Below are 22,717 nucleotides of genomic sequence, written 5' to 3' on the forward strand. Positions count from 1 at the left end.
TCCCCGCATTGGCCGTCACCGCCCCGGGGCATCTCGCCAGCACCCCGGGTTGCGGTTAAAGTGCTTCCACTTATAGTAGGCAGCACCTGGTCGGCAGACCGGCCTCGACTCTTACCGGATCAATGGACACTCATATGCGCATCTTTCATCGGGGATGGACCCACCTGCTAATGCTTCTGCTGGCGACCCTGCCATGGGTGGGGGGCGCCCAGGCCAGCGATGGCGCCCAGGTGCAAGGCGGTGGTACCAAGGTGGATCGGCCCAGGATCGCCCTGGTGCTGAGCGGTGGCGGTGCCAAGGGCTCTGCCCACATCGGGGTGCTCAAGGTGCTGGAGGAGAAGCGGATCCCGGTGGACATCATCGTCGGGACCAGCATGGGTTCCTACGTGGCGGGCATGTACGCCATGGGGCTCAGTGCCGAGGAGGTGGAGCGCACCACGCTGGCCATCGACTGGAACAAGGGGTATCAGGACAAGGTAGGCCGGGACGAGCTCTCCCTGCGCAAGAAGCAGCAGAGCGAGAAGTACCAGCTGCGCACCGACATCGGGGTCAACGGCGATCAGACCCAGCTGCCTGACGGCTTCTTCCAGGGGCAGTCCATGGCCAGCCTGCTGCGCCACGCCACCTCCAACCTGCCGGCGCAGAAGAGTTTCGACGATCTGCCCATCCCCTATCGCGCCGTGGCGACCGACATGGAGACGGTCACCCCCTTCGTGCTGGATCACGGCAGCCTCGCCAAGGCGATGCAGGCCTCCATGTCCATCCCGGGTGCCCTCAAGCCGGTGGACTGGGAGGGGCGCATCCTGGCCGACGGCGGCACCGTCAACAACATGCCGGTGGACGTGGCCAAGGCCATGGGGGCCGACGTGGTGATCGCGGTGGACATCGGCGCCAAGCTGCGCACCCGGGAATCCTTGAAGTCGGGGCTGGCCATGATCGACCAGCTCACCACCTACATGACCCAGGTGGGGACCGAGAAGCAGAAGGCGCTGCTCGGTCCCAACGACATACTGCTGACGCCGGAATTCGGCAACATGGGCATCGCCGACTTCGCCCTGATGCCGGAGGGGATCAAGCAGGGGGAGGCGGTGGCCAGCCGCGCGGCCATCCAGCTGGACGCCCTCTCCCTCTCTCCCGATGCCTATGCCGAGTATCGCAACCAGAAGCTGAGCCGCCGTGCCGAGCGCAGCGGCCAGCCGGCCTATTACATCGACAAGGTGGAGATCATCAACAAGTCGCGCCTCTCGGACGACACCGTGCGCGCCATGCTCAATGTGCGGCCGGACAAGGTGCAGACCTATGAGAGCCTGGAGGCGGGGATCCGCCGCCTCTACGCCCTGGAGTCGTTCGATCGCATCACCTACGAGGTGGAGGAGCGGGGCGGCGAGAACGTGCTGGTGGTGGATGCCAGCGAGAAGAACTGGGGGCCTGGTTACCTGAACTTCCAGCTCGGCTTCTCCGACGACTTTGAGAGCAGCTCCAACTACAACGTCGGCATGTCCTACACCCTCACCAACGTCAACGAGTGGGGGGCCGAGTGGCTGACCGAGGCGTCGCTCGGCACGGCCAAGCATCTCAAGACCGACTTCTACACGCCGCTGGAGCCGTCCCAGACCTACTACGGCGAGGCGAGCCTGGCCTATGACAAGACCCAGCGCCGTGTCTTCTTCCCGGAGGAGGATGCGGCGTCGTCCGGGGTGAGCTACCTGGACTCGGAGTACAGCTTCACCAGCGTGGATCTCGCCGTTGGCTGGAACCGCCAGCCCTGGAGCCGACTCTCCCTGGGGCTGGAGGGCAAGGTCGGCAATGTCGAGATCCAGAACCTCGCCAATGCGGATGCCGATGCCTCCGCCTGGGGGCCCTATATGCGCTTCGAGCACGACACCCTCGACAGCCGCTACTTCCCCTATCAGGGCGTCTACTGGGACATCAAGGGGGGGTATTCCCACATCGAGCTGGACCCGTCAGACGGGCCGTCCGAGCAGACCGAGGGGATGAACTACCGGCTGGTGATGATCAAGCCCTGGTCCTGGGACAGGCACAGTCTCAACCTGATGCTGGAGGGGGGCGGCTCTACTTCTGAGGAGACGGTGCCGCTGTTCGTGCAGGATCTCGGCGGTCTGTTCCGCATGTCCGGCTTCCAGCACTACCAGTTGAGCGGCCGTTACAGCCTGTTCAGCGGCCTGCGCTACATCTACCGGGTGGCGGACAACGACTTCGGGGCCATCAAGGCGCCCCTGTTCCTCGGGGGCTCCCTGGAGCAGGGGGGGGTCTGGGACAAGGGGAGGGACATCAGCCTGGAGTCTTCCTATACCTCGGGGTCCGTCTACGTGGGGGTGGAGAGCTTCCTCGGCCCCATCTTCCTCGGCTATGGCGTGGCGGAGGGGGGGCATGACATGTTCTATCTGCAATTGGGCACTACGTTCCAATAAGGATGAAATGATGCCTTTTTGTTAACTCGTCATTGGTGAGCGTCTTGTCATTTTTAAAAAGATTAATGTTTTTATATTGTTATGCTGGTTTGTTGAATAACTGTACAGGGTTTGGATTTTAATTAGTCGTTAAAACTTATATAGTGGGGGGCACCCTACGGGTGTCCCGCAAGGACGATCGCCGCGAGCTTGGGCGAACCCCCAAAAAAAGACCAAAGAGGAATTAGTCGTGCTTGAAACATACCGTAAACACGTCGCAGAACGTGCCGCCGAAGGCGTGGTTGCCAAACCTCTGGACGCAGAGCAGGTCGCCGCCCTGGTTGAGCTGATCAAGAATCCGCCCGCCGGCGAACAGGACTTTCTGAAAGAACTGTTGTCCTCCCGCATTCCCCCGGGTGTCGATGAAGCGGCCTATGTCAAAGCCGGCTTCCTCACCGCCGTCGCCAAGGGCGAGGCCCACTCCCCCATCCTGACCGCCGCCGAGGCCGTCGAACTGCTCGGCACCATGCAGGGTGGCTACAACATCCAGCCGCTCATCGACCTGCTGGACGATGCGACCCTTGCTCCTCTTGCCGCCAAGGGCCTCTCCCACACCCTGCTGATGTTCGACTCCTTCCACGACGTGGAAGAGAAGGCCAAGGCGGGCAACGCCCATGCCAAGCGGGTGCTGCAATCCTGGGCCGATGCCGAGTGGTTCCTCTCCCGCCCGGCCCTGGCCGAGAAGATCACCGTCACCGTATTCAAGGTACCCGGCGAAACCAACACCGACGATCTGTCGCCGGCCCCGGACGCCTGGTCCCGTCCCGACATTCCGCTGCACGCCCTGGCGATGCTGAAGAACGCTCGTCCCGGCATCACACCGGACAAGGACGGCGTCATCGGCCCCATCAAGACCATAGACGCGCTGAAAGAGAAGGGCTTCCCGCTGGCCTACGTGGGCGATGTGGTCGGTACCGGCTCTTCCCGTAAATCCGCCACCAACTCCGTGCTCTGGTTCATGGGCGACGACATTCCGTTCGTGCCGAACAAGCGCGCCGGCGGCGTCTGCCTCGGCGGCAAGATTGCCCCCATCTTCTTCAACACCATGGAAGATGCCGGCGCCCTGCCCATCGAGGTGGACGTCTCTGCACTTGCGATGGGTGACGTGATCGACATCTTCCCCTATGAGGGCAAGATCACCCGCCACGGCACGGGCGAAGTGCTGGCGCAGTTCGAACTGAAAACCGAGGTGCTGATCGACGAGGTGCGCGCCGGTGGCCGCATTCCGCTGATCATCGGCCGCGGCCTGACCGACAAGGCCCGCGAGTCGCTGGGTCTGCCGTTCTCCACCGTGTTCCGTCGTCCGCAGCCCGTCGCCGACACTGGCAAGGGCTTCACCCTGGCCCAGAAGATGGTGGGCAAGGCGTGCGGCGTGAAGGGCGTGCGCCCGGGCACCTACTGCGAACCTCGGATGACCACGGTCGGCTCCCAGGACACCACGGGCCCCATGACCCGAGACGAGCTCAAAGATCTGGCCTGCCTCGGCTTCTCCGCCGATCTGACCATGCAGTCCTTCTGCCACACCGCGGCCTATCCCAAGCCCATCGACGTGCAGACCCACCACACCCTGCCGGACTTCATCATGAACCGCGGCGGTGTAAGCTTGCGTCCGGGCGACGGCGTCATCCACTCCTGGCTGAACCGCATGCTGCTGCCGGATACCGTGGGGACAGGTGGTGACTCCCACACCCGCTTCCCCATCGGCATCTCCTTCCCGGCGGGCTCCGGCCTCGTGGCCTTCGCCGCCGCCACCGGCGTCATGCCGCTGGACATGCCGGAATCCGTGCTGGTGCGCTTCAAGGGCGAGCTGCAGCCGGGTATCACCTTGCGTGACCTGGTCCATGCCATCCCCTACGCCGCCATCCAGAAAGGGCTGCTGACCGTCGAGAAGGCGGGCAAGAAGAACATCTTCTCCGGCCGCATCCTCGAGATCGAGGGTCTGCCGACCCTGAAGGTGGAGCAGGCGTTCGAACTGGCGGACGCCAGCGCCGAGCGTTCCGCCGCCGGTTGCACCATCAAGCTGGATAAAGAGCCGATCATCGAGTATCTGAAGTCCAACATCGTCATGCTGAAGTGGATGCTCTCCGAAGGCTACGGCGACGTGCGCACCATCACCCGCCGCATCAAGGGGATGGAAGAGTGGCTGGCGAACCCGGTGCTGATGGAGGCGGACAAGGATGCCGAGTACGCCGAGATCATCGAGATCGATCTGGCCACCATCAAGGAGCCGATCCTGTGCGCGCCGAACGATCCGGACGACGCCCGTCTGCTGAGCGACGTGGCTGGCGACCAGATCGACGAGGTGTTCATCGGTTCCTGCATGACCAACATCGGCCACTTCCGCGCCGCCGGCAAACTGCTCGAGAAGTACCAGGGCGAGCTGCCGACCCGCATGTGGATAGCCCCGCCCACCAAGATGGACAAGGATCAGCTGACCGAAGAGGGCTACTACGGCATCTTCGGCCGGGTCGGTGCCCGCATCGAGATACCGGGCTGTTCCCTCTGCATGGGCAACCAGGCGCGGGTAGCGGAAGGGGCCTCCGTGGTCTCCACCTCCACCCGCAACTTCCCGAACCGTCTGGGCAAGGGGGCCAACGTCTACCTGGCCTCTGCCGAGCTGGCTGCGGTTGCCGCCATCATCGGCAAGATCCCGACCGTGGCCGAGTACCTGCAGTACGCCAAGACCCTGGACGCCACTGCGGCCGACACCTATCGCTACCTCAACTTCAACGAGATTGCCTCCTACACCAGGAAGGCCGATGCGGTGATCCTGCAACAGGCGGTATAAGGCCTGCCGGTCTGACCACTGAAAATAACAATGCCGCGTCTTGACGCGGCATTTTCCATTTCAGGGGGCTGCGCGATAATGGAGCCCCATGCCCAGTGACGGCCTTGTCGATCCGCCTTGCCCGCTCGCTTCACTCTCGTTGTCTGGTCATGATGTCCCCCTCCCGGCGGGTATGTTTTCACTGCAGTGCTTGCGAGGCAGGCCTGCGAATTGCGGCGTGGTTCTCTATGTTTCTGTTCCGGATTGATCTGGCCCGTACGAAGTGGCGTCTTGGCTGCGCCCTGCTGGTATTGACCCTGCCGCTGCTGGCGGGCGGATGGCTGGTGCGAGACAGCTACGAGCAGGAGTTGAAGCGCGACGCCAGCGCCTCTGCCGACAAGGCCAAAGCCCTCCTGGAGCGCATGCTGGATCAGGCCGAGCAGGCCAATCTCGACATGTTGCCGCTGATCGACCGCCCCTGTGCCGACAACCTGCTGCTGCTGCGCAAGCGGGTGGCGCTCGAGCCCTTCCTGCGCTCGGTCAACCTGGTGCGTGACGGGGTGATCCACTGTACCTCGCTGTTCGGGCCGGCCCGGGAGGTGGATGATGGTGCCATCTACACGGATCACAAGCTGCTGCTGATGAGCGGCAATCGGGTGCGCAAGAATCACCCCCTGCTGGTGGTGCGCCACGAGCGGGGGCGCGATGCGGTGCTCAGCGCCATCGACAGCAGCCAGCTCAGCTTCATGCTCACCCTGAGCAGCGACCCCAGCGAGCTGTTCTTGCAGGTCGGGTCCGCCTGGCTCGATGAGTCAGGCCACTTCCAGAGCGCCCCACCGCAGTTGAACAGCAAGTTCGCGCTGACCCTCGCCTCCCAGCGCTACCCCTTCACCATCCACGCCGGGTACGCCATGCCGTTCTACTGGCGCGCCCTGTGGGAGGCGCGCCATCTGCCCCTGATCTGGCTGGGGGGCAGTTCGCTGCTGCTGGCGCTGCTGGTGTGGTGGGTGCTCGGGCGGCCCGGGGCCCTCACGGATGAGCTGAGGCGGGGACTGCGGGCCAGGGAGTTTGTCCCCTATCTGCAGCCGCTCATTGCCAGCGAGGGCGGCAACATGGTGGGGGCCGAGGTGCTGATGCGCTGGCAGCATGCCACCGAGGGGCTGATCCGCCCCGATCTCTTCATCCCCCAGGCGGAAGAGTCGGGCCTGATCGTACCCATGACGGTCAACCTGATGAAGGCGGTGGCCCAGAAGCTCCAGCCGGTACAGGGACAGTTGCCCGAGGCTTTTCACATCAGTTTCAACATCAGCGCCACGCACTGCCGCGATCTCTCCCTGCTGGCGGAGTGCCGTGCCTTCCTCGCCCACTTCCTGCCGGGGCGGGTGGTGCTGGTGCTGGAACTCACCGAGCGGGAGCTGCTGGTGACCAACCCGCAGACCCTCTCCCTGTTCCGCCAGCTCGACGAGATGGGGGTGAGGCTCGCCATCGATGACTTCGGCACCGGCCACTCCAGCCTTCACTACCTGCAACAGTTCCACGTGGACTATCTCAAGATCGATCGCTCCTTCATCGGCCGCATCGGCACCGAGTCCCTCTCCGAGCACATCGTCGACAACGTCATCGACCTCGGCCGCCGGCTGGGGCTTTCCCTGGTGGCCGAAGGGGTGGAGACGGAGCAGCAGGCCGCCTACCTCAGGGGCAAGGGGGTCCAGTATCTGCAGGGCTATCTGTTCGCCCGCCCCATGCCGCTGCGCCAGTTCTGCCGGGAGCTGGCAGCAGGGGAGAGGTGCAGGCCCCTCGTCGAGCGCGCCGCCCAGGCCTGATGGGGCTCAGCGCACCAGGCCGTGAAGCCAGTTCACCAGGGTCTCGTGGGCACTGCCTGGCTCGGGTCTCGTGGGGCGAGCAGGTGATAGCCGGTGCCGTCCGGGATGAAGCCGAGCGGCGCCACCAGCAGGCCGGCCTCGAGGTCGTCGCACACCTGGCGGTAGGGGCCGATGGCGACGCCAAGGCCGGCCACCGCCGCCTGCAGGCTGAAGTAGAAGTGCTCGAAGGTCTGTCCCGATCCCTCGTCACCGGCTGGCAGGCCGGCATGCTGCCGCCACTCCTGCCAGGCGCCGGGACGGGTTCGGGTGTGCAGGCGGGGCGCCGCCGCATTCAGGGCCCAGCCCTCCTCCCGTCGCTCGAAGAACTGCGCCACCCTGGCCGGCTGGCAGACAGGCCCGGTTCGCTCCTCGAACAGCAACTGGCTGTGGAGCTCGGCCGGCCAGTGGAAGTCGTTGCGCCGGATGGCGAGATCGATGCCGCTGTCGAAGCTGAGGGCGCCACCCCCCGCCATCAGGTGCACGTCCAGCTCCGGGTGCAGCGCCTGAAAGTCGGGCCAGCGCGGGATCAGCCAGCGCATCAGCAGGGTGGGCTCGCAGGAGAGCACCAGTGACTGGGGGCGGCCCTGCTGGCGCAGCGCCTGGGCCGTCCGGCGGATCTGGCCAAGCCCCTCCCTGACCGACTCATAGAGCCGCTCGCCCGCCTCGGTCAGGAAGACCCGGCGCTGGCGCCGCTCGAACAGCATGACCCCCAGATCCTCCTCCAGCAGGCGCACCGCCCGGCTGATGGCCCCGTGGGTCAGGTGCAGCTCGTCGGCGGCGCGGCCGAAGTGCTCGGTGCGGGCCGCCACCTCGAAACAGCGCAGGGCGGTGAGGGAGGGGAGCGAGAGGGATTTTTGTGAGTTATTTTCACCATTCATGTCAGGAATCATCGTTCGTTATTGGTGTTATTGCCAAATAAAATAGCCGATATCACTTCTTGTCAGGACTATTTTCATGACCGAACAGCTCGCCGTCGTCGCCATTACCCTCCTTGCCGTCATCAGCCCTGGACCCGACTTCGCCATGGTGTCGCGCAACGGCCTGCTGCTCTCGCGCCGCAGCGGGGTGCTGACGGCGCTTGGCATAGCGGCCGGGGTCTGCGTGCACGTGAGCTACACCCTGTTGGGGGTGGGGGTGCTGATCCAGCAATCCCTCTGGCTGTTCAACCTCATCAAGCTGGCGGGGGCGGCCTACCTCGTCTTCCTCGGCATCAGGATGCTGCGGGCCCGACCGACGGTCGATGAGGTGATGGCCGACCAGCCCGCCCTCTCGAGCCTGGGGGCGCTGCGCACCGGTTTCCTGACCAATGTGCTCAACCCCAAGACCACCATCTTCATCGTCAGCCTATTCATGCAGGTGGTGCAGCCGCAGACGCCGCTGGCGGTTCAGCTCGGTTACGGCGCCTTCATCGTGCTGGCCCATGCCCTCTGGTTCAGCGCGGTGGCGATCTTCTTCTCCAACGCATCGGTGCGGGCCCGTCTCCTGGCGGTACGTCACTGGATCGATAGGGTGTTTGGTGGGCTGCTGGTGGGATTCGGCATGCTGCTGGCGCTGACCCAACCCTCCCGCTGAGGGCGCAACCTGCAGGCCCCGCAATCCACCCGAGAATTGCAGGGGCTTGTTTTTCATGCCTTGGGTGCCACTTTTCGGTAGAATTGCCGCTCATTTTGAAGTCAGATGAGGCGCGGTATGACGGTCAGGTTCCAGGCATTTCACAGCATCAAGGCGATTGGCAATCGGGAGGTGCTGTTCAACTGGTCCAGGACCAACCCCCTCGGCGCCCTGGATCAGGTGTGGCGCCCGACGACCCGCGACGAGCTGCAGCAGCTGCTGCGCGAATACCCCGAGCGCAAGCTGCGGCTCATCGGCTCCGGCCTCTCCTTCGAACCCATCCACAGCGTCTATGCCGAGGGCAGCCAGGCGCTGCTGGTGGACCTGCACCACCTGCGCGGCCAGCTGGCCAAGACCGCCGATTCCGTGACCTATCAGGCGGGCACGCCCCTCGATACCGTCTATGCCGACCTCATCGCCATGGATCGCATGCTGCCGGCGTCTCCCGGCGTCATCGGCATCCAGACCCTGGGCGGTGCGCTCAGCACCGGCACCCATGGCCAGGGGCTGCACCAGTCCGCCCTGTGCGACGCGGTAGCGGCCATGACGGTGATGCTGGCGAGTGGCGACATCATCCGGGTGGATCGCAGCGATCCACGCTTCGGCGCCTTCGTGATGGGCATGGGCATGCTCGGGGTGCTGCTCGACGTCACCCTGCAGACCGTGCCCAACCGCATCATGCGCTGCACCAAGTTCACCACCGACTACCCCTTCCTGCTGGCACACAACGAGCGCCTCAACCGGGAGCACGCCTTCGTGAAGAGCTGGTGGTTCGCCTGGACCGGCGAGAGCCACATCTGGCTGGTGGATCCGGCGAGCGACGAGGAGGTGGCCCGCTATCGTGCCGGCGGCAGCGAGCCGCTGGTGCTGGAGGGAGACATGGACGAGCGCATGAACCTGGCGCTCAATGCCACCATAGATGCGACCCTGCAGAAGATGGCCAGAGACACCAAGGACGAGGCGCGGGCCGGCGAACACTTCGAGACGGTGCGCCGCTTCAAGGATGCCTCCGATCTGGTGGGCAACGTCTACCAGATCCTCTGCAAGGGGATTCCGGCGCCCCAGATCAACTGCGAAGTGGCCGTGCCCCTCGAACGCATGGGGGAAGCGCTCGAGCGCCTGCAGGCGTGGCAGGAGGCCAACCCCGGCGTGCTGCACTATCCCTTTATTTTGCGCTGCACCGGTCCCTCCGAGGCCTGGCTCAGTGCCGCCTATGGCAAGTCGGTGTGCTGGATTGGGTTCCTGGTCTATCTGGCGGCGGACGGCACCTTCGTCGGGGGCTCCATGGAGCAGATGCGCGAGCTGCAACAGCTGCTGGTGCCCCTGGGTGGCACTCCGCACTTTGGCAAGCATCTGGCGATGGACCTCTACGACTTCCCGGCCCTGTTGCCGCGCTGGCACGACTTCCTGGCCCTCAAGCGCGAGCTTGACCCCCATGGCCGCTTCGAGAACCGCTGGCTTGGCGAGCTGTTTGCCGACCGGTGAGGCCGGCCCCTTCGAGAGGGCAGGCATTTTTGCTCCCTTCCCCCCGGCTGGGAGCTGGGGGAGGAGGGGAAGGAGATAGCCTCTTCAAGCCCCATGACGACAGGTTCTAAGGATTTGACATGACTGACCCGCAAGACACCCGCATCCCCGTGACCCTGCTGACCGGCTTCCTCGGCAGCGGCAAGACCACCCTGCTCAACCACTGGGTGAAGCAGCCGGAGCTCGGGGAGTGCGCCGTGCTCATCAACGAATTCGGCTCCGTGGGGCTGGATCACCATCTGGTACAGCAGGTGGACGAGCAGGTGGTGCTGCTCGATTCCGGCTGCATCTGCTGCTCGGTGCAGGGCTCCCTGGTGGAGGCGCTGCAGGGGCTCTTCATGAAAGCCATCCAGCGGAAAATCAAACCCTTCAAACGGCTGATCATAGAGACCACGGGTCTGGCCGATCCGGCCCCCGTGCTGTTTACGTTGAGAGAAGAGGGCTTTATTGCCCAGCGCTACCGCTTCGACGGCACCGTCACCGTGGTGGATGCCGGCCATATCGAGCAGCAGCTTGCGGCTCAATATGAGGCGGTCAAACAGGTGGCGCTGGCGGATCTGCTGGTGGTGAGCAAGGGCGATCTGGTGGACGAAGAGACCCTTGCTCGGGTGGAAGCCCAACTGGCGGCCCTCAATCCGGCAGCCCCCATCCAGCGGGTCAGCAATGGGGTGCTCTCGCCCGCGGTGCTGGAGAAGCTCGGTGCCTACAACGAGGCGGCGGGGCGCGACGTGCGCCAGTTGCTGGCCTGGCTGCGTACCGAATCCTCGAAACAGGGGCTGGCTTCGCCCATGCAGCCGAAGATGACGCCCTTTGCCGCCAGGGTGGGGACGGCCGCGCCGACCCATTTCGCGCACGGCGGCTCTTTTGCTCACAACAATATTGAGAGCTTCTCCCTGCGCATCGGCGAGCCCCTCAGACCCGCCCGTCTGCTGGCCGCCATCGATGCGGTGCAGGCGCAGTACGGCGACGCCCTGCTGCGGCTCAAGGGCATACTGCAGCTGGAGGGGGAGAGCCAGCCCGTGGTGATCCACGGCGTGCACGGCCAGCTCTATCCGCTGCAGACCCTGGGGGAGTGGCCCGAAGGCAAGGCCCAGTCCCGGCTGGTGTTCATCGTGAAGAGCCAGGACAGGGAAGGGATAGAGCGTCTGTTCCTCGACACTCTGAGGGCCCCCGAGCCCAGCCTGGAAGCGCAGCTCAGGGCCATGCTCGGCCAGCCGGATGCCTGATATGCTGATATGACCCGCATCCGTGCGGGTCTTTTCTTACCTGACGAGGAGGTGGCAGCTCATGCCTGACAGCACTCACATGGTGACCCCAGCCCAACGTACCTGGCTGCCCTGGCTGACGGCGGTCGGCTTCTTCATGCAGACGCTGGATGGCACCATTCTCAACACCGCCCTGCCCAGCATGGCCGAGGCCCTGGGGGAGAGCCCGCTGCAGATGCAGTCCGTGGTCATCGCCTACATGCTGACGGTGGCCCTGCTCATCCCCGCCTCCGGCTGGTTGGCGGACCGATTCGGCACCCGCCGCGTCTATCTGGCCGCCATCCTGCTGTTTACCCTGGGCTCCCTGGCCTGCGCGGTCGCGAACACCCTGCCCGTGCTGGTCGTTACCCGGGTGCTGCAAGGGGTGGGGGGCGCCCTGCTGATGCCCATAGGGCGCCTGGCGGTGCTGCGGGTCTACAGCAAGCACGAGCTGTTGAGGGTCATGTCCTTCGTCACCATCCCCGGCCTGCTCGGGCCGCTCATCGGCCCGGCCCTGGGGGGCTGGCTGGTGGAGGTGGCGAGCTGGCACTGGGTCTTCCTCATCAATCTGCCGGTGGGGGTGATAGGTTTTGTGGCGAGCTGGCACTTCATGCCCGAGCTGCGCCAGCACACCGCCAGGTTCGACTGGCAGGGGTTCGCGCTGTTCAGCGCCGGCATGGTGCTGGTATCCGTCGGTTTGCAGGGGCTGGGGGAACACAGCCTCTCCACCGGTTGGGCCCTGTTCGCCCTGCTGTTCGGGCTGGCCGCCATGGCGAGCTACTGGCTCTATGCCGCCACCGTGGAGCAGCCGCTCTTCAGCCTGGCGCTATTCAAGACATCCACCTTCGCCATCGGCATCTGGGGCAACCTGTTCGCCCGCCTCGGCAGCGGTGCCATGCCCTTCCTGACCCCGCTCTTCCTGCAACTGGGGCTCGGCTTCTCGCCGAGCAAGGCGGGGATGACCATGATCCCGACCGTGATCGGCGCCATGCTGACCAAGACGCTGGTAAACAAGCTGATCCCGCGCATCGGCTATCGCCGCATCCTGATCGGCAACACCCTGGCGCTCGGGGCCATGATCGCGAGCTTCTACTTCATCGACAACCAGGTGCCCCACGGTGTGCTGCTGCTGTGGCTGGCGGTGTTTGGCGCCATCAACTCCCTGCAGTTCTCCGCCATGAACACGCTCACGCTGCAAGATCTGAGCGCCGAGTACGCCAGCAGCGGCAACGGCCTGCTGTCGGTGGTGATGCAGCTCTCCATGAGCCTGGGGGTGGCCATCGCCGCCAGCCTGCTGGGGCTCTTCTCCGCCGGGCAGGCGGTCCAGGAGAGCGGGCGCTGGCTCGATGGCTTCCACCTCACCTATCTGTGCATCGGGCTGATGTCCATGCTGGCTGCCCTGATCTTTGCCCAGCTGGCCAGGCAGGAGCGCAGGGGATGAGGATCTGAGCCCCGCACCGGAGCCTCAGGGCTGGGGCGCCGGCAGGTAGCTGACCGGGCCGGGCAGTCGTGCCAGCAGCCGGGCCAGGTGAGCGGTTTCCAGCAGGAAGGTGAGCTCGGGGTGGCCCGGGGTCCAGGTGAAGGCGTGATGGGCCAGCAGCTGCGGGTCCACCAGCAGGGGCACGTCGGCCCTGGGCAGGAAGGGGCAGACGGCGCCCGGCAGGCAGCCGATCTCGGCCTGCATCTCCTCGGCGCTGCAGATGGAGGGCTTGGCGCCCAGGGCGGCCTTGACCGCCTTGCTGTCGAGCCGCCCGTCCCTGTGGGTCAGCAGCAGGGCGAAGCGGCCGTCCTTGAACTTGAGAAACAGGGTCTTGCTGAATTCGGCCTGCCAGCCGAGACGGGCCTTGACCCGCTCGTCGGTGGCGTAATCCAGGATGGGTTCGTGTTCGAAGCACTGGTGGGGCAGCTCGGCCAGCAACTGGCAGTTGAAGTCGTGGATGGTGTCGAGTGGCATGGGGTTCTCCTGTGCTGGCAGCCATGCTGCCACGGGCGCCGGCGCAGGCCCAATCACCCTTTCTTATCCATCATCAGTGCCGTCGTGAGCAACAAGGGCACCGCGAGGTGCCCTTGTCGATCAGTGGTGTTGCAGCTCGCACGCTTCCCAGTGGAAGGGGATGGGGCTGAGGCGCTGGGAGGCCTTGTCGTAGCGCTCCCACAGCTCGCCCAGGGGACGGCCATCGACGGGATGGCGCAGGGTGGGGGCCAGCTCCGCCAGCGGCCAGAGCACGAAGGCGTTGGTGAGGATCTCGCCGCGGGGCAGCGCCAGGGGCGTCTCGCAGACCAGGTCGCCGTAGAGCAGCAGATCCAGATCCAGGGTGCGCGGCGCGAACTTCTTGGCGTCCGGCTCCCGGCCGTGGGCGAACTCCATGGCCCTCAGCCGCTGGCACAGAGTGGCGAGGGGGAGCTCGGTCCAGGCTCCCACCACCAGGTTGTAGAAGGGGCGGCCGTTGAAGCCCACCGCCTCGCTCTCGAACACCCGGGAGACCTGCAACTCGCCAAACTCGGCGTGCAGGGCATCGAGGCCGGCCCGGATATGGCGTTCCCGATCGATGTTCGATCCCAGGCTGATGTAGATGCTGGTCATCAGCCGGCGCTCGACACCGGGGTACGATGGCGCAGGATCTCGACCCCGACGCCGGCGGCATTGGGCACGGCACCCGGCTTGGTCAGGGTCACCTTGACCCACTGCACCCGAGTGTCGTCCAGCACCAGGGCGGCCACCTGCTCGGCCATGGTTTCGACCAGCTCCACGACCTTGCCCTGGACGTGATCACAGATCTTGCGGGAGAGGGTGGCGTAATCCAGCGCCAGGTTGATATCGTCGGTTGCGGCGGCGGGGCGGTTGTCAAACCCCATCTCGAGATCGAAACAGAGCTTCTGGCGAATGCCTTTCTCCCACTCATAGACCCCTATGGTGGTCAAAACCTCGAGTCCGCGAATAAACACCTTGTCCATGACAGTACTTCTTCTTTACTCTTGATGGGCTGTGAAAACAGCGCAGGGATGCAGGCCTGGCAAGCAGATGGCCGCTGGCGACCGGTTTGGGCGACACGCGTTCGGGCAAGCCCAGACCAGAGAATGTGGCCCGCATCATACCCCATTCATATCGTGGTAAAAACGACCAAGATGACGGCCCTGACGATTTTGATGATTATTCTGGCCTATCTGGGCGGCTCGCTGTCCAGTGCCGTGCTGGTTTCCCGCATCACGGGGTTGCCGGATCCCCGCGACCATGGCTCCCACAACCCGGGGGCGACCAATGTGCTGCGCCTCGGTGGCCGGATGGCCGCACTGATCGTCCTGCTGCTCGACATGCTCAAGGGGATGGCCCCCGTCTATCTCGCCTGGTATCTGGAGATCAAACCCGTCTATCTCGGCTTCATCGGCGTCGCCGCCTGCCTGGGCCACATGTACCCCCTCTTCTTCCACTTCCGGGGCGGCAAGGGGGTCGCCACCGCGCTCGGCACCATGCTGCCCATCGGTTTTGCCATGGGGGGCGCCGTCATCGCCACCTGGTTGCTGGTGCTGCTGGTGAGCGGCTATTCGTCGCTGGCTTCCATCGTCACCGTGCTGCTGACGCCGCTCTTCACCTATCTGCTCAAACCCGAATACACCCTGCCGGTCTCCCTGCTCTCCTGCCTCATTCTGATCCGCCATCACGAGAACATCACCCGGCTGCTCAAGGGGGAGGAATCCCGCCTCTGGCGCCGCCGGGGAGGGGATTCCCCCGCAGAAGTGGTGAAAATGGGTGATGCTGAGCAAAAAAGAGACGAACGAGACGAAAAGTAAAATTTCCCGTTGACCACCTGCCTTAAAATCCGTTTAATAGCGCCCACGCCCAGATAGCTCAGTCGGTAGAGCAGGGGATTGAAAATCCCCGTGTCGGCGGTTCGATTCCGTCTCTGGGCACCACATTTTGGTGCCATGAAATAAAAATTTGTTCATGCACAATGGTTTGAAGTGTGCCGGCTTAGCTCAGTAGGTAGAGCAACTGACTTGTAATCAGTAGGTCACCAGTTCGATTCCGGTAGCCGGCACCATTTGCCCAGATAGCTCAGTCGGTAGAGCAGGGGATTGAAAATCCCCGTGTCGGCGGTTCGATTCCGTCTCTGGGCACCACATTGTTCCTCCGTAGTTCAGTCGGTAGAACGGCGGACTGTTAATCCGTATGTCACTGGTTCGAGTCCAGTCGGAGGAGCCAATTCAAAAGCCCAGCAGCAATGCTGGGCTTTTTTCTTTTCCCCAGCCGCTCCGCCTGATGCCTGGCAAAGGGCCTGCCCACGCTTGTGTCCATCTTCCCCGTCAGCCACTTACCATGGCGTTTCCCCTGTCGTGATGGCGTGAGCCGCCCGTTTTCCCGTAAGCTTGCACCAGTTTGCCGCCCTCGACCGAGTCTCACGTTCGAGGCATTTTCAAGACCGAGGTAATCTATGAATGCAACAGAGCTGTGGCAGCTCTCCCCCGAGCAGTTCAACGAATGGCGGCGGGAGAACGACTACCCCCTGATCTGGGACCTGCTGGTGGCGTCGCTGCCTCATTTCGACGACTGGATGAGGGAGCAGAAGATAGAGAAGAGCGTGATCTTCCAGATTGGGATAGCCCGCTTCATCAGCTCCCGCTGCGTGCTCAGCCTGTGCGTCTACATGAGCGACGACAAGATCCGCCTCTATGAGACCGCCTCGAGCGCCCTGGAGTCCCTGCGCAAGAGCGGCCTCATCCGCTCCGAGAGCCGTTTCGAGCCTTACTGCATGTGGCTGGCCGGCAAGCATGGCAAGGACGAGGTGAAGCGGGTGCAGAGCCTGCTCTCCGTCTCGGAGAACAACAAGGGGGAGGCCCAGGTGCTGGGCAGGCATCGGCTGCTCAACATCGGTGGCGTGGCGCTCAAGAGCCCCATCATCTCCGGCCGGCTGCTGGACTTCACCTGCCTCGACGAGCTCTCCCTCGACGGGGCCGTCAACAACTCCAAGGTCTATCTGTGGCACTGCTCCGCCAAGGGGGTGAGGGTCAATGGCGGGGTGATAGGGCTGGATCTGTTCGATTCCCTGCTTTGGGATCACAGGGCCTGGGCCAAGAAGCGGGAGCTGGCGCTGGAAGACGGGGTCTTCCAAGACTTCACCATAGAGTGCGAGGAGATCCGCTTCCACTCCTCCCGGGCCGTGCTGAAGAACTTCAACGTCAGCGCCAAGAACTTCGACGCCACCATGGAGCACACCAACCTGGACAAGGTGCAGGTGGTCTACAACGAGAATGGCCGGATCGACCACAACGAAGCGAGCAAGCTCTATCGCAATGCCAAACGCCTCTTCTCCAGCGTGGGCGATACAGTGGATGCCGGCGAGTGTTACTACAAGGAGAAGCTGCATGAAATGAAGTCCCTGGCGAGCCCACGGGATCTGTTCAGGGAGCGCTGGCTGCGCAGTGGCATGGTGAGGAAGGGAGGGCTCTCCCTGCTGTGCTACCTCAGGTGTGCCGGCAAGTTCATCAGCTTCATCACCTGGGGCTTTGGCGAGCGGCCCATCAGAAGCCTGCTGATGTCGATGGGGGTCATCCTGCTGGCGACCCTGACCTATTTCCTGGCGCCGGAGTCCGTGACCCATGGCCATCTGGGGCGCTCCCTCTATTTCAGCATCGTCACCTTCGTGACCCTGGGGTACGGCGACATCTCCCAGACCTCTTCCCCCCTCCAGCTGTTGTCGGCCATAGAGGCGTTCTGCGGCATGTTTCTGACCGGCCTCTTCCTCGCGGGCTTTGCCTCGAAAACCAAGCAGTACTGATGGCGAACCGGGCGTCAGGCAGCTGTCGCCCGGCAGCCAACATCCATCTGCCCCATGCCCGCCGGCGGAACCCCCTTCCTTGACGCCGTGGCGGTGGAGCGACTTTATTTAAAGTCATCGATCGCCGCGGCGGTCGATGGCACGACAAGAAACAAACAGAGGAGCCGGCAAGGTATCGATCGACCCACCATCGAAGCAGAGAAGGAATAACGCTATGATATTGAATCACTTATGGGGATTGTATGCCCACCCTCACACCGAATGGCATAACATAGACGAGCGGCACGACAGTTTCAGAAACAGTCTGACCCATATCCTGATCGTGGCCCTTATCCCTCCCATCTGCGCCTACTACTCCGCCGTGCACATCGGCTGGAGCATAGGCGTCGGTGAGCCCATCACCCTGACCGCCGACAGTGCGCTCATGCTCTCCATCGCCATGTACGTGACCCTCATCATCGGCGTCCTCGCGCTCTCCTATCTGGTGCACTGGATGGGTCATACCTTCGGCTCGGATCCCAGCTACACGACCTCGCTGGAGCTGGCGGCCTACACCTCCACGCCGCTGTTCATGGTCGGCTTCTCCGCCTTCTTCCCGCATCTCTGGTTCGTCATGCTCATCGGCCTCATCGGGCTCACCTATTCCGTCTACCTGCTCTATGTGGGGGTGCCCATCCTGATGCACATCCCTAAGGAGCAGGGGTTCATCTATGCCAGCTCCGTGGTGACGGTCGGTCTGGTGCTGCTGGTGTGCGTGCTGGCCGCCACGGCCATTCTGTGGGGATCCGGCTTTGGCCCCGTGTTTACCCAGTAGTGTTCCGGTCAGTCTGCAACGACGACAAGGGCGCCTTGATGGCGCCCTTGTTGTGTCTGGCTGGGCGCAACCGATCGCCCTGTGGTTCTCAGCGCGGGTTGCCGCTGCCGATGCCGAACGGGAGGCGGTAATCGCTGCTCTGCTCCCCGAGGCTGACGGTCAGGTTGCCCTGGGCGCGGCTCGGAATCTGTACCTGCTGGGAGCCCGTGAGGTTGGCGTGGACGGAGGCCATCAGGTCGCCGGACTCGTCACGCACCTCCAGCATGGGGTTGCTCTTGCCGGCCATGGCCGCACTGGCATGCCAGTTCACGAACAGCACACCCGGGGTGGCGCTGAAATCGGCGGGGACGGCAGCCTGGGCAACACCGGCACTCATCAGGCCTGCGACGGCCAGCATCTTGATCACGTTTTTCATGTTCATTCACTCTCTTGGTTTTTATGTCATTGGCAGGGCCGGACAGGCCCGTATCAATGCATCCTTGCAAGAGGTCATTCAAATAGTGTGTCGTTCTTTCACTGACATCAGGCACCTTGTTTTGGGGTGTCATTGTCATGAATGACCAGTCATGTCGCGGCTTGGCGCTCCTGTCCAAGCGATGGGTGAATATTAAACAGCCTCATCCATCATTGTTAGCGAGATAAACTGGTCTACACATTCAAAAAATATGAACCTTTTTTGTGCGCCGAATGTGCGCATGTGCCGAGATCCTGATCCCGCAGGCGTCCCGTCACCGCCTTGGCCGCTTGCCACGGCGCCCTGTTTTTTGCGGGTCAGGCCGGATCGGCGCGCCGCCGTCCCCCATGCCAGGTGGTACCCATGGAGGCGGCGATGATGGCAGCTATCCCGAGCCACTGGGACGGAGGCAGCTGCTCCCCTAGCAGCATCAGCCCCATCAGGGCACCCATGGCGGGTTCGCCGCTGGTGAGAATGCCGTAGCTCTTGAGCGGCAGTCGGCGCAGGGCAAACATCTCGAGGGAGTAGGGGATGGCGCTGGAGAGCAGCCCCACCCCGGCGATGGTCAGCACCACGGGCAGGGTGAAGGAGGCCTCGCTCGCACCGCCCAGACCGAAGGGGAGCACCAGCAAGGCACCAAACCACATGCCGAGTGCCGGTGCCTGTGCCCCCAGCAGGGCCCCGGCCCGCTTGCCGGTCAGCATATAGAGCCCCCAGAACACGCCGGCCCCCAGGGCCAGCGCGACCCCCAGGGGGTCGATGGCCTGCTCGGCCGCCCGCAGCGGCAAGAGCAGCAGCAGGCCGACGATGGCCAGCGCCAGCCAGATGAAGTCTTCCCGGTGGCGTGAGCCGAGCAGGGCCACCGTCAGCGGGCCGATGAACTCGATGGCCAGGGCCACCCCGAGGGGGATGCGCTCGATGGCGAGATAGAAGAGCAGGTTCATGGCCCCCAGCGAGAGCCCGTAGGGGAGGGCACCCAGCAGGGTGCGCCGGTCGAGGGGGGCTTGCCAGACTCTGAACACCAGGGAGAGGAGCAGGGCGGCGCACCCCAGCCGGAACAAGGTGGTGCCGGCGGCTCCCAGCAGGGGAAACAGCGTCTTGGCCAGCGAGGCGCCGAGGGTGATCGACAGCATAGCGAGGATGACGGCCAGCAGGGAGGAGAGGGCGGGGCTGGTTGGCTGCATCTTGTTCAAACCTGAGTAGGGTAGGAGCAAGAAAATATATCTGGAGCTCGCCGTAATTTCGGTCTAATACTGGCCTTGCGCGATAATTTTTATCTAATGAGCCCCATGACCGACAAATTCGACCTGCTCATCCTCGCCGAACTGCAACAGGATGCCCGTCTGCCCACGCCGGAGCTGGCCCACAGGGTCGGTCTCTCCGCCCCTGCCTGCTACCGCCGCGTCCGCGCCTTGCGGGAGTCGGGTCTCATCGAGCGGGAAGCTGCGCTGGTGGCACCGGCCACCATGGGCTGGCCGATCACCATGCTGGTGCTGGTGACCCTGGAGCGGGATCACGGCCGCATCGTCGATGAGATGATCGCCTGCCTGAAGGGGGAGCCTGAGGTGATGGATCTCTGGTACGTCACCGGTGAGCAGGACTTCGTGTTGCAGGTGGCCGCCCGGGACATGGCGAGCTACGAGCAGTTCACCCGGCGGGTGCTGCACGCCAGGGATCAGGTGCGCAGCTTCAAGACCCTGGTGGTCATGGGGCAGCACAAGCGCTGTGGCGCCCTGCTGCCAGCCTAGGCTGGAGTGGCCCAGGCCTGGGCCCTGCAGGGAGAGTGCAACGCCATCCCGAACAGGGGGCGTGCAGGTAAGGGGGCAAAAAAAGGGCAGGTGCGATGCCTGCCCCTCCCTGTCGGCCGGGTTAGCCGGCCACCAGCTCTTCTGCCGTCATGGGGCGCAGCACCTGGCAGGGGTTGCCGACCGCCACCACGCCTGCCGGAATGTCTTTGGTGACAACTGACCCCGCCCCGATGACGCTGTTGTCCCCTATGGTGACGCCCGGGCAGATGACGACGCTGCCCCCAATCCAGACGTTGTTGCCGATGCGCACCGGCTTGCCGAACTCCACCCCCTTGATACGTGGTGCCACCGCCACCGGGTGGGTGGCGGTGTAGATCTGCACCCCGGGGGCCAGCAACACGTTGTCACCGATGTGCACCTCGCACACATCCAGGATGGTGCAGTTGAAATTGGCGTAGAAATTCTGGCCGACAAAGATGTTGGCGCCATAGTCGCAGAAGAAGGGGGGCGTGATGAAACAGCGCGCTGCGCGGCCGCCCAGCAGGCGGGTGAGGCGCTCATCCCAGCCCGGGGCATCGGTTCGCTCCCGGTTCAGTTCTCCCAGCAGGGCGCGGCACTGTTCCCGCGCCGCCTTCAGCTCGGGGTCACCCGCGTCATAGGGCTCTCCCGCCACCATCTTCTGCCACTCTAGGCCACGCACGGCGAGCCGCGGCACAGTCGTTGCATCAGTCATCATTGCTCCATCAGCCAGATCAGGGATTCGTAAGGGCGCAGCTCGCAGGATTGCGGGCGGGCCGGGCTGTCGGCGTAGTTGCCAAGCAGCAGGCGCCCCTCGCCACCGGCCAGCTCGGCAGGCAGCTCGAAGGTCACCGGTTCGCCGTAGAAGTTGCTCACTACCAGCAGGGTCTGGCCATGAGCGCTCCGGGTATAGGCCCAGATCTGAGCGTGCCCCGCCAGCCGCTCCTGGTAATCCCCTTGCGTGAAGACGGGGTACGCCTTGCGAAGGGCGATGAGATCCCGGTAGTGCCAGAACACCGAGTACTGGTCGGCGAGCGCCGCCTCGGCATTGATCCCGGGGTAGTTGGCGGCGGGCTTGAGCCAGGGCGTGCCCGAGGTGAAGCCGGCGTTGGGGGCCGCGCTCCACTGCATGGGCGTGCGGGAGTTGTCCCGGGACTTGGCCGCCAGAATGGCGAGGATCTCGGCCTCGCTCATCCCTTCCGATCGCTTGATGGCGAAGATGTTGCGGCTCTCCACATCCTGATAGTCGTCGATGTGCTGATAGCCGGGGTTGGTCATGCCGATCTCCTCCCCCTGATAGATGTAGGGGGTGCCCTGCAGGCCGTGCAAGGTGCTGGCCAGCATCTTGGCGGCCACCACTCTGTGCTGCCCCTCGTCGCCGAAGCGGGAGACGATGCGCGGCTGATCGTGGTTGCACCAGAACAGCGCCGACCACCCCTTGCCATGCATGCCGCTCTGCCAGTGGTTGAAGATGCGCTTGAGTTCGAGGAAATCGAACGGCGCCCTGGTCCACTTGTCACCATTGGGGTAATCCACCTTGAGGTGGTGGAAGTTGAACACCATGGAGAGTTCGGAGCCGTCCAGCGCGCCATAGCGCTGGCAGTGCTCCAGGCTGGTGGAGGACATCTCTCCCACCGTCATGGCCCCCACCGGGGCGAACACGTCGCGGCTGATGTCCTGCAAAAATTCGTGGATGCGCGGCCCATCGGTGTAGAAGCGGCGGCCATCCCCCACCTCGTCGCTTGGGAAGCGCTGATCCTTGGAGATGAGGTTGATGACGTCGAGGCGGAAGCCGTCGACCCCCTTCTTCGCCCAGAAGTGGATGATGTTTTTGACCTCGGCACGCACTGCCGGGTTCTCCCAGTTCAAGTCCGCCTGCTCGCGGGCAAACAGGTGCAGATAGTACTGGCCGGTGGCGGGATCCAGCTCCCAGGCGCTGCCGCCAAACTTGGATTGCCAGTTGTTCGGCACGCCGCCGTCCAGCGGGTCTTTCCAGATGTAGTAGTCGCGGTAGGGGCTGTTCTTGTCCCCCAGTGCCGACTTGAACCAGGCGTGCTCGGTGGAGGTGTGGTTGACGACGATGTCCATCACGATGCGAATGTCGCGCGCATGGGCGGCGGCCAGCAGCGCCTCGAAGTCGCTCATGGTGCCGTAGGCCGGATCTATGTTGAGGTAGTCGGCGATGTCGTAGCCGTTGTCCACCTGGGGGGAGACGTAGACAGGGGTCAGCCAGAGGGCATCGACACCGAGGGTCTTGAGATAATCGAGGCGGGCCATGATCCCCTTGAGATCGCCAGTGCCGCGCGCGCCACTGTCCTGAAAACTCTTGGGGTAGATCTGGTAAATCACGGCGCTCTGCCACCAGGGGGTCTGTGTCATGGTTGGTTCGCTCATTGGTTGAAACCGGGTTGGTTGGAACAGGGCAAAGAA

At 64.0% G+C, this 22,717-nt stretch carries 18 protein-coding genes, 4 tRNA genes and 1 pseudogene; 15 read left to right on the forward strand and 8 right to left on the reverse strand.

Going from position 1 to position 22,717, the window contains the following annotated elements:
* Positions 1–134 precede the first annotated feature (134 nt).
* The 3 genes from R2B70_RS02380 (at position 135) to R2B70_RS02390 (ending at position 7,061) form a co-directional block, all read left to right on the forward strand.
* Complete coding sequence (locus R2B70_RS02380; protein WP_318162540.1) at positions 135–2,432, forward strand: patatin-like phospholipase family protein; 2,298 nt, start codon at positions 135–137, stop codon at positions 2,430–2,432.
* A gap of 229 nt (positions 2,433–2,661) precedes the next feature.
* Positions 2,662–5,259 carry a bifunctional aconitate hydratase 2/2-methylisocitrate dehydratase gene (acnB, locus tag R2B70_RS02385; protein WP_042077646.1) on the forward strand — a complete coding sequence of 866 codons (2,598 nt, stop codon included), beginning with the start codon at positions 2,662–2,664 and terminating at the stop codon, positions 5,257–5,259.
* 227 nt (positions 5,260–5,486) lie between these two features.
* Complete coding sequence (locus tag R2B70_RS02390) at positions 5,487–7,061, forward strand: cyclic diguanylate phosphodiesterase (protein WP_318162541.1); 1,575 nt, start codon at positions 5,487–5,489, stop codon at positions 7,059–7,061.
* 6 nt (positions 7,062–7,067) lie between these two features.
* On the opposite strand, the pseudogene R2B70_RS02395 reads toward R2B70_RS02390, so the two are convergent.
* A pseudogene (locus tag R2B70_RS02395) lies at positions 7,068–7,978 on the reverse strand (LysR family transcriptional regulator).
* A 76-nt stretch (positions 7,979–8,054) separates the two neighbouring features.
* Here R2B70_RS02395 and R2B70_RS02400 point away from each other — a divergent pair.
* From R2B70_RS02400 to mdtD, 4 genes are all read left to right on the forward strand, one after another.
* Positions 8,055–8,672, forward strand: a complete 618-nt coding sequence (locus R2B70_RS02400) for a LysE family transporter (RefSeq protein ID WP_318162542.1) — start codon at positions 8,055–8,057, stop codon at positions 8,670–8,672.
* Positions 8,673–8,789: 117 nt separating this feature from the next.
* On the forward strand, positions 8,790–10,196 hold the full coding sequence (locus R2B70_RS02405) for a D-arabinono-1,4-lactone oxidase (protein ID WP_318162543.1): 1,407 nt from the start codon (positions 8,790–8,792) through the stop codon (positions 10,194–10,196).
* Between the two features lie 119 nt (positions 10,197–10,315).
* On the forward strand, positions 10,316–11,461 hold the full coding sequence (locus R2B70_RS02410) for a GTP-binding protein (protein WP_318162544.1): 1,146 nt from the start codon (positions 10,316–10,318) through the stop codon (positions 11,459–11,461).
* 61 nt (positions 11,462–11,522) lie between these two features.
* Positions 11,523–12,920, forward strand: coding sequence for a multidrug transporter subunit MdtD (mdtD, locus tag R2B70_RS02415; protein ID WP_318162545.1), 1,398 nt, complete (start codon positions 11,523–11,525; stop codon positions 12,918–12,920).
* Between the two features lie 24 nt (positions 12,921–12,944).
* Here the strand turns inward: mdtD and R2B70_RS02420 are convergent, their stop codons facing one another.
* From R2B70_RS02420 to folB, 3 genes are all read right to left on the reverse strand, one after another.
* Positions 12,945–13,433: a YbaK/EbsC family protein gene (locus tag R2B70_RS02420; protein ID WP_318162546.1), complete on the reverse strand. Its 489-nt coding sequence runs from the start codon at positions 13,431–13,433 to the stop codon at positions 12,945–12,947.
* Positions 13,434–13,553: 120 nt separating this feature from the next.
* The gene (folK, locus tag R2B70_RS02425; RefSeq protein ID WP_042077658.1) at positions 13,554–14,063 is read right to left on the reverse strand and encodes a 2-amino-4-hydroxy-6-hydroxymethyldihydropteridine diphosphokinase; all 510 of its coding nucleotides are present in this window, start codon (positions 14,061–14,063) and stop codon (positions 13,554–13,556) included.
* The gene (folB, locus tag R2B70_RS02430; RefSeq protein WP_318162547.1) at positions 14,063–14,434 is read right to left on the reverse strand and encodes a dihydroneopterin aldolase; all 372 of its coding nucleotides are present in this window, start codon (positions 14,432–14,434) and stop codon (positions 14,063–14,065) included. Before folB ends, folK begins: the two co-directional genes overlap by 1 nt.
* Before the next feature lie 171 nt (positions 14,435–14,605).
* On the opposite strand from folB, the gene plsY reads away from it, so the two are divergent.
* From plsY to R2B70_RS02465, 7 genes are all read left to right on the forward strand, one after another.
* Positions 14,606–15,268, forward strand: coding sequence for a glycerol-3-phosphate 1-O-acyltransferase PlsY (gene plsY, locus R2B70_RS02435; protein ID WP_318162548.1), 663 nt, complete (start codon positions 14,606–14,608; stop codon positions 15,266–15,268).
* 47 nt (positions 15,269–15,315) lie between these two features.
* Positions 15,316–15,391, forward strand: a tRNA-Phe gene (locus tag R2B70_RS02440).
* 52 nt (positions 15,392–15,443) lie between these two features.
* A tRNA-Thr gene (locus R2B70_RS02445) sits at positions 15,444–15,519 on the forward strand.
* 3 nt (positions 15,520–15,522) lie between these two features.
* A tRNA-Phe gene (locus tag R2B70_RS02450) sits at positions 15,523–15,598 on the forward strand.
* Positions 15,599–15,604: 6 nt separating this feature from the next.
* Positions 15,605–15,680: transfer RNA gene (locus R2B70_RS02455), tRNA-Asn, on the forward strand.
* Positions 15,681–15,909: 229 nt separating this feature from the next.
* Positions 15,910–17,253, forward strand: coding sequence for a potassium channel family protein (locus R2B70_RS02460; RefSeq protein ID WP_042077664.1), 1,344 nt, complete (start codon positions 15,910–15,912; stop codon positions 17,251–17,253).
* 214 nt (positions 17,254–17,467) lie between these two features.
* The gene (locus R2B70_RS02465; RefSeq protein WP_042077665.1) at positions 17,468–18,067 is read left to right on the forward strand and encodes a Yip1 family protein; all 600 of its coding nucleotides are present in this window, start codon (positions 17,468–17,470) and stop codon (positions 18,065–18,067) included.
* Between the two features lie 88 nt (positions 18,068–18,155).
* Here R2B70_RS02465 and R2B70_RS02470 read toward each other — a convergent pair whose 3' ends face one another.
* Both R2B70_RS02470 and R2B70_RS02475 read right to left on the reverse strand, forming a co-directional pair.
* Positions 18,156–18,488, reverse strand: a complete 333-nt coding sequence (locus tag R2B70_RS02470) for a hypothetical protein (RefSeq protein ID WP_042077666.1) — start codon at positions 18,486–18,488, stop codon at positions 18,156–18,158.
* A 350-nt stretch (positions 18,489–18,838) separates the two neighbouring features.
* Entirely contained in the window at positions 18,839–19,705 is an 867-nt protein-coding gene (locus tag R2B70_RS02475) for a DMT family transporter (RefSeq protein WP_318162549.1), read from the reverse strand.
* Positions 19,706–19,810: 105 nt separating this feature from the next.
* On the opposite strand from R2B70_RS02475, the gene R2B70_RS02480 reads away from it, so the two are divergent.
* Positions 19,811–20,269, forward strand: a complete 459-nt coding sequence (locus tag R2B70_RS02480) for an Lrp/AsnC family transcriptional regulator (protein ID WP_318162550.1) — start codon at positions 19,811–19,813, stop codon at positions 20,267–20,269.
* A gap of 121 nt (positions 20,270–20,390) precedes the next feature.
* On the opposite strand, the gene R2B70_RS02485 is transcribed toward R2B70_RS02480, so the two are convergent.
* Both R2B70_RS02485 and treC read right to left on the reverse strand, forming a co-directional pair.
* On the reverse strand, positions 20,391–21,002 hold the full coding sequence (locus R2B70_RS02485) for a sugar O-acetyltransferase (RefSeq protein WP_318162551.1): 612 nt from the start codon (positions 21,000–21,002) through the stop codon (positions 20,391–20,393).
* Positions 21,002–22,666 carry an alpha,alpha-phosphotrehalase gene (treC, locus tag R2B70_RS02490; protein WP_318162552.1) on the reverse strand — a complete coding sequence of 555 codons (1,665 nt, stop codon included), beginning with the start codon at positions 22,664–22,666 and terminating at the stop codon, positions 21,002–21,004. The genes R2B70_RS02485 and treC overlap by 1 nt, the downstream gene beginning before the upstream one ends.
* Positions 22,667–22,717: the final 51 nt, after the last annotated feature.

Origin of the sequence: Aeromonas sp. XH, from assembly GCF_033348475.1 — a bacterium.
Lineage (GTDB): Bacteria > Pseudomonadota > Gammaproteobacteria > Enterobacterales > Aeromonadaceae > Aeromonas > Aeromonas sanarellii.